The organism is Pseudomonas fragariae (ex Marin et al. 2024), from assembly GCF_059621105.1.
On sequence record NZ_CM184369.1, the window covers coordinates 1,794,898 to 1,807,007 of the forward strand.

At 59.6% G+C, this 12,110-nt stretch carries 12 protein-coding genes; 7 read left to right on the forward strand and 5 right to left on the reverse strand.

From position 1 onward, the window contains the following. The first annotated feature begins 54 nt into the window (after positions 1-54). Positions 55-447 carry a VOC family protein gene (locus AC54XV_RS08170; RefSeq protein ID WP_058823152.1) on the forward strand — a complete coding sequence of 131 codons (393 nt, stop codon included), beginning with the start codon at positions 55-57 and terminating at the stop codon, positions 445-447. Between the two features lie 32 nt (positions 448-479). Here the strand turns inward: AC54XV_RS08170 and AC54XV_RS08175 are convergent, their stop codons facing one another. After that, positions 480-998, reverse strand: coding sequence for a cupin domain-containing protein (locus tag AC54XV_RS08175; protein ID WP_004408551.1), 519 nt, complete (start codon positions 996-998; stop codon positions 480-482). Positions 999-1,245: 247 nt separating this feature from the next. Between AC54XV_RS08175 and AC54XV_RS08180 the strand changes: the two genes are divergently transcribed. From AC54XV_RS08180 to AC54XV_RS08200, 5 genes are all read left to right on the forward strand, one after another. Continuing rightward, positions 1,246-2,655, forward strand: coding sequence for a DUF4329 domain-containing protein (locus tag AC54XV_RS08180; protein WP_011267115.1), 1,410 nt, complete (start codon positions 1,246-1,248; stop codon positions 2,653-2,655). Between the two features lie 206 nt (positions 2,656-2,861). Continuing rightward, a complete protein-coding gene (bamJ, locus tag AC54XV_RS08185) occupies positions 2,862-3,632 on the forward strand; it encodes a BamJ family beta-barrel-assembly machinery protein (RefSeq protein WP_003346532.1) in 771 nt (256 codons plus the stop codon). A gap of 366 nt (positions 3,633-3,998) precedes the next feature. Then, a complete protein-coding gene (locus AC54XV_RS08190) occupies positions 3,999-4,451 on the forward strand; it encodes a YkvA family protein (protein WP_004408555.1) in 453 nt (150 codons plus the stop codon). A gap of 100 nt (positions 4,452-4,551) precedes the next feature. Further along, the gene (locus AC54XV_RS08195; RefSeq protein WP_011267116.1) at positions 4,552-4,890 is read left to right on the forward strand and encodes a helix-turn-helix domain-containing protein; all 339 of its coding nucleotides are present in this window, start codon (positions 4,552-4,554) and stop codon (positions 4,888-4,890) included. Next, a complete protein-coding gene (locus AC54XV_RS08200; protein ID WP_024639956.1) occupies positions 4,887-5,258 on the forward strand; it encodes a hypothetical protein in 372 nt (123 codons plus the stop codon). Before AC54XV_RS08195 ends, AC54XV_RS08200 begins: the two co-directional genes overlap by 4 nt. 17 nt (positions 5,259-5,275) lie before the next feature. Here the strand turns inward: AC54XV_RS08200 and AC54XV_RS08205 are convergent, their stop codons facing one another. Together AC54XV_RS08205 and AC54XV_RS08210 are read right to left on the reverse strand one after the other, a co-directional pair. Further along, positions 5,276-7,048, reverse strand: a complete 1,773-nt coding sequence (locus AC54XV_RS08205; protein ID WP_058823155.1) for a GGDEF domain-containing protein — start codon at positions 7,046-7,048, stop codon at positions 5,276-5,278. Positions 7,049-7,165: 117 nt separating this feature from the next. After that, positions 7,166-9,247 (reverse strand): carboxy terminal-processing peptidase, encoded by a 2,082-nt coding sequence (locus AC54XV_RS08210; RefSeq protein WP_173427833.1) that lies wholly within the window; start codon positions 9,245-9,247, stop codon positions 7,166-7,168. A 138-nt stretch (positions 9,248-9,385) separates the two neighbouring features. Between AC54XV_RS08210 and AC54XV_RS08215 the strand changes: the two genes are divergently transcribed. Further along, a complete protein-coding gene (locus tag AC54XV_RS08215) occupies positions 9,386-10,348 on the forward strand; it encodes an NAD(P)H-quinone oxidoreductase (RefSeq protein ID WP_024643193.1) in 963 nt (320 codons plus the stop codon). Positions 10,349-10,367: 19 nt separating this feature from the next. On the opposite strand, the gene AC54XV_RS08220 is transcribed toward AC54XV_RS08215, so the two are convergent. Together AC54XV_RS08220 and AC54XV_RS08225 are read right to left on the reverse strand one after the other, a co-directional pair. After that, on the reverse strand, positions 10,368-11,021 hold the full coding sequence (locus AC54XV_RS08220; RefSeq protein WP_024643192.1) for an HAD family hydrolase: 654 nt from the start codon (positions 11,019-11,021) through the stop codon (positions 10,368-10,370). A gap of 99 nt (positions 11,022-11,120) precedes the next feature. After that, positions 11,121-12,110, reverse strand: coding sequence for an ABC transporter ATP-binding protein (locus AC54XV_RS08225; protein WP_060406079.1), 990 nt, complete (start codon positions 12,108-12,110; stop codon positions 11,121-11,123).

Genomic DNA, 12,110 nt, shown 5'->3' on the forward strand with positions numbered 1-12,110 from the left:
CCGAAACCTGACCATTGTCGTAAACAGAACTCTATTCCAAACGGAGCTGATCCCGTGATTGATCATCTGGACCACCTGGTACTGACCACTGCCGATATCGACGCCTGCAAGGATTTTTACGTACGCGTTCTGGGTATGACCCCTGAACGCTTTCGTCAGGGACGTCTGGCATTTCGCTTCGGCAATCAGAAAATCAACGTCCATGAACGCGGCAAGGAGTTCGAGCCCAAGGCCCATTTGCCAGTGCCGGGTGCGCTGGATCTGTGTTTCATCGCCACCATCCCGCTGGAGCAGGTGATTGTGCACCTGCAGGAGCAGGACTGGCCGATCGTCGAAGGTCCGGTCGAGCGCACCGGTGCTACCGGGCCGATCTGGTCGGTGTATGTGCGTGATCCGGATCTGAACCTGATCGAAATTTCCGAGCCGGCGGCTGATGTGTCGATGTAATCGCGCTCGATGAGGGCGGTTGCATCACTGCATCAGCAGCCCTTCGCAGGCGCTCCGTCCTTCGGCACGAACGCGCCTTTTTCGCCTGGCTTGGTGATGATATACGCACGTCGCCACGGCTGATCGTCGATCAGTTTCCAGCGATGGCCGGGGCCGGTGGTGTCCTGCGCCAGCAACACTTCCCCAGGGTGCAGGATAAAGTTCTCGCCGCCGGTGGTGGAAAATTCCAGCGTGCCGGACAGGGTGATCACGTACTGCTCTTCGGGGGCCGGATGCCAGTCAAAGGTCGAGTGTGCCGGGGTTTCCTTGAAGTGCAGGGCGCTGACATCGGTCATGGCTTTTTGATCGATCGAACCCTCGATGACGTGTGACAGATTGTCGGGGCCTGTGCACAGGCGGTAGGCCTTGATGCCCTCAGTGACAACCAACGGCGGCTTCTTGGCGGCATAGGCTGCGCTGACCGGTAACATGGCTGCGGCGGCGATTACGGCCAGGCTTGCCAACTGGCGAGCCGTCGAGCGCGTTGAGCGAAAACGAGTGGTCGGTTGCATAAAAATGTTCCTGAGCACGACAAACTGCGTGAGCCCTGGTCGCCAGTCGCGATGGTCGATGCAGGGTCTGGGCCGATTCGCCCACGCCGTGGATCGAAGCACATCCCGGGATGCTTAAAAATTATCTTTAATTTCATGTTGTTCGGCGCCGGCAGGCGTACGTAACGTCATATTCATCTATGTCACTTGCCGTCTCGGGTTTCCTTACGCTCATGACTCAATCAGTCAGGCTTCCAAGGAGCCCCGCATGCACCCCAGAAAAAGGCGCTACAAACGATCCATCGATCACCACCCCGGCATGCCGGCGCTCAGCGCGCCGTTCGATCATCCTGATGATGCGGCGCGTTATGCCCACGAGCGGATCGGCAATCGGCGTGATCGCGAATACGGTGGTTTCATTCTGGTTCGCAAGGATGGTAAATACATCGCGACCGAACCCATGAACGGCAGCGAGTTCAGCTTCGATCCCAATGAAGTCTTCCCGCGCAATGACCAGGAAGGTTACGTGCTCTACCCGCAAGGGCATGACGACTATGCGGTCTACCATTCTCATCCGTCACTGCAGGCCGGGCTGGACGAGTGGCCGGAGAGTGAAAAGGTCACGTACCCGAACAGTTTTTCAGTCGGCGACATTTATGCGGTGATCGATGATCAGGAGGTGTGTGCGGCGACGTATCTATCCGGGCCTGACGGCTCCCTGATCAAGTACACGCTGTCGCGCTCTGCCGCCGAAGACACATTGTTTGCGCGCGTCTCCGGCCCGCGCAGCATGCCGCACCTGTGTGAACTCAGCCAGATCCACAAGGCGCTGCAGAACCTCAGCATGATGCCCAGTGATGTGGTCCGCCTGCTGGCCGGTGCCGGGGATCTGCACGTGATAGTGCCCAGCCGCCTGTGGGGGCAGGCAGGCAAAGTGCCGGCCGACTGGCAGCCTTACCCGGACGATGCTGCCGCTCGTACACCTCCCGCCAAATCGCCTGCAAGCTGCGAAGCGCAATGGCCACCCCGACCTCTGAGCCTCAGCGCGCCGTTCAACAGTGCCGATGAGGCTGCACGTTACGCACATGGCCGTATCGGCAGTCGTATTCATTCGCAGATCATCGGTTTTCTTCTGTTCAATCCGGTCGCACGAGCCTATCGGATTGCCGAGCCGATTCTCGATGACGGCATGCCGGTGTATGCACCGTGTTCGGCATTTCATCCCGATGCCTATTATCGGCCTGCATTACCTGACGGCTACCGTGTGGACGGCATGTATTTCTGCTCAGCCAATCTGGCCGTCGAGGGCGGACGTGACGTCATCAACGATTTCTTCGAGCCGGATGACCTGCATCGGATGTTCAGTTACCGGCACAAACCGGCACAACGCCGTAAAGGCCTGCCGATTCGCTATGGTTTCGAGATGTCGGCGGTTTATTTCTCGGCAGCCGACGGCGCGCTGCTCTGTTACACCCCAAGCCAGTCCGCCGAGGAGTTTCAACTGTTGCAAAGCGTATCGCGAGTGTACTCCGGGGCCGAGTCCGTTCAAGCGCAACTCGCTGCCGGTAACCTCAGCGTGCAGGATTTCGCCCTTCGAGTGGCGCGGGCCGGGCTTCTGCGCGTGCTGCAGACCAGTGAGCGCTGGCCTGATGCCGGTGTGATCAGTCCCGTGGCCTGAGCCCTGTGCAGCGAGCCAGCGCCTTGCCTTCGCGAATCACAAACTGAACTGCAACTGAACAATGCGGTACAGATCCGGGAAAACCTTTGGATACCTGAACTTATCGGCGTTTTCTCCCTCTCATGCCGGTAGCCATTGATCGCGGCGGCCTGATAAGCTCGCGGCTTTACTCGTTTGCCCTTTTGGCGCATGAACAAGGAATTAGCATGAAACAGCATCGGTTGGCAGCGGCGATTGCCCTGGTCGGTCTGGTACTCGCAGGTTGTGACAAGCAAGCCAGCACCGTAGAGCTGAAAACCCCAGCACAAAAAGCGTCTTATGGCATCGGTCTGAACATGGGCAAAAGCCTGGCTCAGGAAGGTATGGATGATCTGGATTCCAAGGCTGTAGCCCTGGGTATCGAAGATGCTGTTGGCAAGAAAGATCAGAAACTCAAGGACGAAGAGCTGGTTGAAGCCTTCTCCGCGCTGCAAAAGCGTTCCGAAGAGCGTCTGGCGAAGATGAGCGAAGAGGCTTCTGCCGCTGGCAAGAAATTCCTCGAAGAGAACGGTAAGAAGGACGGCGTGGTCACCACCGCTTCCGGCCTGCAGTATCAGATCATCAAGAAAGCCGATGGCGCTCAGCCCAAGCCTACCGATGTTGTGACTGTTCACTACGAAGGCAAGCTGATCGACGGCAAGGTCTTCGACAGTTCCGTTGAGCGCGGCAGCCCGATCGACCTGCCGGTTGGCGGTGTGATTCCGGGTTGGGTCGAAGGTCTGCAACTGATGCACGTCGGCGAGAAGATCAAACTCTTCATCCCGAGTGATCTGGCTTACGGCGCACAGAGCCCGAGCCCGGCGATCCCTGCCAACTCGGTACTGGTGTTCGATCTTGAACTGTTGGGTATCAAGGACCCTGCAGCGGCACCGACTCCTGGTGCTGATGCCGACGAAGAAGAGGCAGCTCCTGCCGCTTCGGCTCCGGCCAAGAAGTAACGCACCACCTGGCTACAGAAAACGCCCTGTCTCGACAGGGCGTTTTTGTGTCCGGCTTATTTCCCGAACGCTTGGCCATTCGGGCAGTCCCACTATCATGGATGCATGCAAAGGCATTGTCCGACAGTCCGGCAAGATCAAGGCACTCGTTTAATAGAGGGTGTCGGGTTCACACGTTTGTAGTTTTTTTGTGAGTAAAAAACGCCCGATTTGACTACGGCCCCCCGAAAACGGGGGGTTGAGGCTGGAAAGAAGCCGCTGTTCACAAGGTTATCCACAATTATTGTGGATAACCTTGTGGCACTGGCCGGGCAGGTTCGGCGAATCTGCTTTTATCGAACGACATTTTGCTCAACGGGAGTGGGTATGAAAGCACCGTGGAATTTTATCCGTTATCTGCCCGGAGCCCGGCGTTTGCTGGCCGCTGGACGATTGCCAGGACTGTTGTTCGCTGTCGCGCGCAAGGGCAACAGTGAAGGTAATCGTCTGGGCAAACTCAAGGAAGACCTGCGTTTGCTGCAGGCCTTGTGCCTGGCTTACTGGCGGGGCGAATACCGCGCCATCAGCCCCAAAGCGATCCTGTCCATTGTCGCCGGTCTGATGTACTTCCTCAGCCCGCTGGACGCGATCCCCGACTGGATACCCGGCCTCGGCATGCTCGATGACATCGCCGTGCTGGCGTGGGTTACCAAGCACCTGAGCAATGAGCTGGACGCTTTTCGTGAATGGCGCGCGCAGCAATCGCCCGAGAAACTCATCGTGGTCGAGCAACTGCCGAAGACTCAGGCCCTGCTGGAGCAAGAGCGGGGTAAGGTGTAAGTCTCACGGATTGAACACAAGCCCTGGCGTTCCGCTGTTAAGATGCTTGCCTATGGATCAAGCCTGATCAGTATGCGGTCGTGTAGTACAAGGTGACTCTATGGATCTTCAAGTGATATCCCGTGACGGGGAGCCGGAATACGCCGTGCTGCCCTGGGCGCAGTATCAAGCACTGCTCAAGGCCGCCGGCCTGGCCGGCAAGCCTTCCGAGCCGGCTGCCTCGACTGGCGGCACCACCGCCAGTGAGCTTCCCGGGTTCGATGAATTGCGTGCACTGCGCGAGGCCAAAGGCCTTGAAGCGGCGAGTCTGGCGCGTACCGTCGGGATCAGCCCGTCCTATCTGGAACTGATCGAGAACGGTACTCGGCAGCCGGACGGCGCCATCAAACGCAGCCTGGCGTGGGAGCTTGGAGTGCCGGGCTGGCGAGGTGAGTCGTGAGCGTGCGCATCAGTCGTCAGCATTGGGATGGACTGCTCAATGAGCTCGATCTGGCCCGTCGCCAACGGCACCTGCTGACCTATCGCGCTCTGGTGGAACGCCTGCAACTGCCCAGCCCGGCCATGCAGACCCTTACGGCCGCCCTTGAGCACCTCGCCGCCATGGATGCCCGCGCTGAACAGCCCTTGCGCAGTTCGCTGGTCATCAGCCAGGGCGCCAGCCGCCTGCCGCGTCCCGGTTTTTTCGAGTGCGCCGAACGCCTTGGCCGTTTCTCCGGACCTTCGGACGGCGTCGCGGCAGCGTCATGGCACGCCTCGGAAGTGGTTCGGGTGTTTGAATACAGTTATCCGCAAGTGCAAGCGCAGTAGGGGTATGGCGCCGGCGCTCATGCCTGCATCAACAAATCCAGTCGCGTCGAATCGATGACGTGAATGCTGGCGCCGGCGACATCCTTGGCGAAGTGCTTGGCCTGTGAAGCGAGGTCGGCCAATTGGCTGGCATCGACCAGCGTGCAGCTTGCTTCATGCAAGTGCACCACGCCAATCGACAGTGACAACAGGGGGAATTCCTGGCGTTGGCCCTGACGGTTGAGGGCGATGAAACAACCGGCTTCCAGGTGTTCTGCGCGGTAGAAACGCCGGCATTGATTCTGAAAATCATCCAGCAGGGTTTTCAGGCGTCGTTCCCAGTCATCAAAGCCCAGCACCATCAGAAAATCATCCCCGCCGATGTGCCCGACAAAGTCCCTGGCCGGATCGATGCGGTCGTTCAGGCATTGCGCCAGACACAGCAGCACCTCGTCGCCACGCGCATAACCGTAGATATCGTTGAAGGGCTTGAAGCTGTCGATGTCCACATAGCAGATCATCGACGCACGGCCTTGCTGCAGCAGTCGAGTCAGGCATTGCTGAATCGGAACGTTGCCGGGCAGCAGGGTCAGCGGGTTGGCGTAACGTGCCTGCTGGATCTTCATTTCGGTAATCAGCTTGAGCACGTCGATCACTCGTCCGAGGCCCAGATAGGCACCGTTCGAGGTGATGATGAAATCCTCCTCGATGCGCTGCCGGGCACGGCTGGTCAACAGCCGGCTGACCTGTTGCAGCGACTGGCTGACCTCCACGGCGAGAAAGTCACTGCTCATCAGACGGCTGATCGGTTTGCGGGCAAACAGCTCGGTGCCGAAGGGCTTGAGCAGGGCCTCGGACAACGAATGCCGGTGCACGATGCCGCACGGTCGGGCGTCGTCATCCAGCACCGCCAGAGAATTGAGGTTGGCCTGCCTGCGAAACGCTTCCAGCACTTCAGCCGTGGGTGTCGACTGGCTGACTGATGGCTGCGGATTGAGCAGGGCAGACAGGTCGGCCGCTTCTTCGTTGAGCGGCGCTACTGCGGTTTCTGTCCTGGGCGGCATGGCGCGGGTGTCGCGCGGCGGGCGCTCCTGAGGTCGGGCCAGCAGATAGCCTTGAACCAGGTTCACGCCCATGTCTTTCAGCGTCGCCAGCTCTCCGGGCAATTCAATGCCTTCGGCAATGACCGTCGCTCTGGAGGCCTTGGCCATCTGCAGCATGGAGCCGACGAATTCGCGCTTCACCGCATCCTGGTGAATGCCGTCGATGAAGTGCCGATCGATTTTCACGTAGTCCGGGCGCAGCTCCGACCAGAGTCGCAAGCTCGAATAACCGGCACCCAGATCGTCCAGCGCGATGGAAAAGCCCATGTCGCGGTAGTGGTGCAACGCTTTGTACAGCAGGTCGAAATCGTCGGTGGGCATCTGCTCGGTCAACTCGATGACCACGTCCTTGGGCGCGATGTGGTAGCGACGCAGCATCTCCAGAGTCCGCCCCGGTGGATGCGAGGTTTCGAGCAGCGATTCGGGGGAGACGTTGAGAAACAGCTTGCCCGGCAACTTCTGCTGACTGAAACGTCGGCAGGCGCTGTCCCGACAACTCAACTCCAGCTCGCTCAGACGACCGGCCTGGCGGGCGATGGCGAACAGGTTCAGGGGCGAGTGCAGGGCGCTGTTGGACGGGCCGCGGGTCAAGGCTTCATAGCCCAGGATCCGGTGTTCCGACAGCGAGACGATGGGTTGGAACAAACTGTGCAAATCACCACGAGCCAGAATGGAACTCAGTGCGCTCAGCTGCTCTGTTATGGTCATGGTCGTCTCGAAGAGAATGAAAAAGGGCTGAGCGCTTTCGCGTTCAGCCCCGTATTTCACGACAGCTTCATGACTGTTTGATGACGTTGAAGCTAAATGGCCATCAATGAACCTGCGTTACTTTTTCGCGACAGCGGCACTCAGACCCAGGTAGTCGATGAGAATGCGCCCGGTCTCTGCCAGATAGGCATCGTCCTCGGGTTTGGTTTTCTCGTCTTCCACCGGCAGCGCGTCTTCGTCTTCCTTCTTCAGCTCTTTGAGCGGCTCTTCACCCTTGGCCTTGCGGCGGGTGTTTTCCAGCGCAAGTTGCTTGCTTTCGATAGACGCATGCTCGGCACGACGGTCGGCTTCATTGAGGCTGACGGTCTTCTCGTTCATCAGCTTCTTGGCCAGCGCCAGGCGATCCTCGATGAACACGAACTCGGCGTCTTTTGCCGAACGTGCCTCATGACGCGCCTGCAGTTGGGCCAGGAACGGCCTGAACGGGTCGATCGCCGGCTTGATCGCCGGTTTGATGCTGTCCCACGGCATGGCCTCGGGCAGCGCGCTCTCGCCGATTTCCTTGGTGTCGATCAGCGACGGGTAAGTGATGTCCGGTACCACGCCCTGATGCTGGGTGCTCTGACCGGAAACCCGGTAGAACTTGGCCAGGGTCAGTTTCAGTTCGCCGTGATTGAGCGGCTGAATGGTCTGCACGGTGCCTTTACCGAAGGTCTGACCACCGATCACCAGCGCGCGGTGATAATCCTGCATGGCCCCGGCGAAAATCTCCGACGCCGACGCAGACAGACGGTTGACCAGCAGTGCCATCGGGCCTTTGTAGAACGCGCCCTTGGCTTCGTCTTCCAGCACGTCGACCTTGCCGTCGGCATTGCGCACCAGCACGGTCGGGCCTTTGTCGATGAACAGGCTGGTCAGCTCGGTGGCTTCCTGCAATGAACCGCCACCGTTGTTGCGCAGATCCAGTACCACACCGTCGACCTTCTCGGCCTGCAATTCGGTGAGCAGTTTCTTCACGTCACGGGTGGTGCTCTTGTATTCCGGATCGCCAGCCCGGTAGGCCTTGAAGTCCAGATAGAAGGCCGGAATGTCGATGACCCCGAGCTTGTAATCCTTGCCGTCCTGCTTGAGGTGCAGGATCGACTTCTTGGCCGCCTGCTCTTCAAGTTTCACCGCTTCACGGGTGATGGCGACGATCTTGGTGGTCTGGTCGTTCGGCGCATTGCTGGCCGGGATGATCTCCAGGCGTACCACCGAGCCTTTCGGACCGCGGATCAGCTTGACCACTTCATCCAGACGCCAGCCGATCACGTCGACCATTTCCTTGTCGCCCTGAGCGACGGCCACGATCTTGTCGGCCGGGGCAACCTGCTTGGTCTTGGCCGCCGGACCTGCCGGCACCAGACGCACGATCTTCACGTTGTCATTATCGCTCTGCAACACGGCGCCGATGCCTTCCAGCGACAGGCTCATGTTGATGTCGAAGTTCTCCGCGCTGTCAGGTGACAGGTAGTTGGTGTGCGGATCGTAGGACATGGCGAACGTGTTGATGTAGGCCTGGAAGATATCTTCGGCGCGAGTCTGATTCAGACGCGCCTGCTGATTCTTATAGCGCTTGGTCAGGGTTTCCTGAATCTTCGCCGGATCCTTACCTGCAATCTTCAACCGCAGGACTTCATCCTTGATGCGCTTGCGCCACAGTTCGTCGAGCTCGGCGGTATCCTTGGGCCATGCGGCGTCCTTGCGGTCGACCAGCAGGGTTTCCTTGGTATTGAAGTCGAGCTTGTCGACGCCCTTGCCCAACTCGCCCAGCGCGAAGTTCAGACGCGCGTTGACGCGGTCCAGATAGCGCTTGTAGATGATGAAGCCGGCGTTCAGGTCGCCACTCTTCAGGAAGTCGTCGAACTGGAACTGCCATTTGTCGAACTCGGCAATGTCGCTGGCCATGAAGTAGCTGCGCGAGGGGTCCAGTTGCTTGATGTAGCTCTGGTAAATAATCGCTGAACGCTTGTCGTCCAGGGGCGGCTTGCTGTAGTGATGTCGTTTGAGCAGCTCAACCACGTTGAGACTGGCAATCACTTCGTCGCGGTCCGGCTGAAGATTATCCCAGCTGTTGGCGGCAAAGGTACTGGCTGACATCGGCAAAACGCTAAGGCCGACAAACAGTGCGAGGGCAGTGCTGGGGAATAGTTGCTTCATGCTGATTCGACGCGAGGACAATTGATAACGCATATTAGGCCGTCTTTGAGGTCGCCGGTTCCTTTGGACCCGGCCGCATAATGCAAAAGCCCGGGCAAAACAGCCACGGGCTCAGTCTGGACTCACTATGGAGGCACCGTGAAAGCATTGCAAGGCGTTGAAGGACATGTGGAATGGGTCGAGGAGCCGAGTCCGGCCCTCGATGTGGGGCAGGTACGTATCAAAGTGGCTGCGGCAGGTTTGAATCGTGCCGATCTGTTACAGCGCGAGGGCAAGTATCCGCCGCCGCCCGGAGTCACTCAGACGCTGGGTCTGGAGTGCTCCGGCGTGATCGCCGAAGTCGGTCCGGGTTCGTCCTGGGTGGTTGGAGACCGCGTCTGCGCGCTGTTGGCGGGCGGGGCGATGGCCGAAGAAGTGGTGGTCGATGGGCGACACGTGCTGCCGGTGCCGGAAGGGCTGTCGCTGCATGAGGCGGCAGCCATTCCCGAGGTCTATGCCACGGCGTGGCTGAACCTGTTTGAGCTCGCCGGGCTCAAGCCAGGCGAGAAGGTGTTGTTGCACGCTGGCGCAAGTGGGGTTGGTTCAGCCGGGATTCAGCTTTGCAAGGCGTTTGGCAACCCGGTCTGGGTCAGCGTCGGCTCGGCAGAACGGCTGGCCTATTGCGTCGAACTGGGTGCTCAGGGCGGCGTGGTGCGCAGCGAAAGTCTTGAAGGCCTGAACGATTTTGCACCGTTCAACGTCATCCTCGACCCGGTGGGGGCGAGCTATGCCGAACTCAACGTCAAACTGCTGGCCCTTGACGGCCGCTGGGTGCTGATCGGCGTCATGAGCGGCCGCGAGGCGAAAGTGGATCTGGCTCATGTGCTGGGCAAGCGTATCCGGTTGATGGGCTCGACCTTGCGCAGCCGCGACGACACGTTCAAGGCCGACCTGCTCAGTGACCTGGGACAGCACGTCTGGCCGCTGTTCACTGAAGGCCGCCTCAAGCCGCAACTGGCGAAATCCTTTGCGATCAAGGATGCCGAAGCGGCGTTCGAAGAGCTGGCGACCAATACGGTGTCCGGCAAGATCGTGCTGGTGATCGACGAAAGCCTGGTCTGACCCGGCGGCGCCTCTGGACTCAGCTCCAGTCGTGCACCGGCCAGCCTGCTTTCTGCGCGTGTTCCAGTAACACGGCATCGGGGTTGACCACGTTAGGGTGGTCAACCTTGAGCAGCAGCGGCAGGTCATTGCGCGAATCAGAATAGAAACTCGCACCCTCGAGATTTTCCCCCTCGGCATCCAGCCACTCCATCAGGCGCGTGATCTTGCCTTCCCGATAGGTCAGCACGCCGACAGTGGCCCCGCTGTAGACGCCATGCTGCACGTCCAGCTCGATACCCAGCACTTCGTCGATGCCAAGGCGTTCGGCGATCGGCTTGACCAGGTGCACGCCCGAAGCCGAGATCACCAGAATCCGGTCACCCTTGGCGCGGTGCTTTGCAATGCACGTGCAGGCGTCGCTGTAGATGATCGGTTCGATGACGTCCTCGACCCACGGGCCGACCAGATGCTCGATTTCTTCGGGGGTACGGCCAGCCATGGGCTCCAGGCTGAAGGCCATGTAGTCTTCCATCGCGAGCTTGCCCTCGCTGTAGGCGGCCATCAGTTCGTCGTTGCGTTGCATGAACGACGTCGAGTCAACCCAGCCCAGGCGACCCATCTGCTCGCTCCAGAGCGTGGCGCAGTCACCACCGATCAGGGTCTCGTCCAGGTCGAAAATTGCCAGGGGCATGTGTGCTTATCCTCAGTGTTGGTTACGTTAGCTTCAAGCTTCAAGCTTCAAGCTTCAAGCTTCAAGCTTCAAGCTTCAAGCGAAAGCTCGGCGGTTGCGTCAGTCAAGCGCGCACAGCGCCGACGGTTCAATGTTCAGTGTTACACGCCTTCCGTCCGGGTGCAGGTCGTCGGCGCTGCGGTTCAGTACGTCAACCACCAGTTCCACGCCACGGGCCTGTACCCGGTAACGTATGACGTTGCCGAGCAGACTGTGACTGCGTATTTCGCCTTCCAGTTCGCCGGTCAGGCTCAATTGGATCGATTCAGGGCGGATCGCCACACGGCTGTTGATCGGGCGCTGCATCAGGCGCGTGGCGTCGTCGGCTTCCAGCAGGTTGTAGTTGCCGATGAAGCCTGCGGCGAAGACGTCCACAGGCGCGGTGTAGAGGGTTTCGGCGTCGCCGCTCTGCACGATCCGGCCCTGGTTCATCAGGAAGATACGGTCTGACATGGTCAGTGCTTCTTCCTGGTCGTGGGTCACGAAAATGGTGGTCAGGCCCAGCTCGCGCTGAATGGCACGGATCTGTTCGCGCAGGTTCTTGCGAATCCGCGCATCCAGCGCCGACAGCGGCTCATCGAGCAACAGCAGACGCGGGCGAGTGACCAGTGAGCGCGCCAGCGCCACGCGCTGGCATTGCCCGCCGGACAACTGATGCGGGTAACGCGTGGCAAAATCGTGCAGCTCGACCATGCGCAGAATCTCGGCGACGCGCCGTGTACTCTCGTCGGCACTGACTTTCTGAATGCGCAGCCCGAAGGCGACGTTTTGCTCGACGGTCATGTTGGGAAACAGCGCGTAACTCTGGAACACCATGCCGATGTTGCGCTTTTGCGGGGTGAGCGGCACCAGATCGCTGCCATCGAGCAGAATGCGCCCGCTGTTGACCGGGGTCAGCCCGGCGATGCAGCGCAATAACGTGGATTTGCCGCAGCCCGACGGGCCCAGCAAGGTAACGAATTCACCCTTCGCAATGCTGCAGTTGATGTCGCTGAACACTGACGTGCTGGCGTAGCTTTTCTGCAGGTTTTCAATGCTGACAAAACTCAT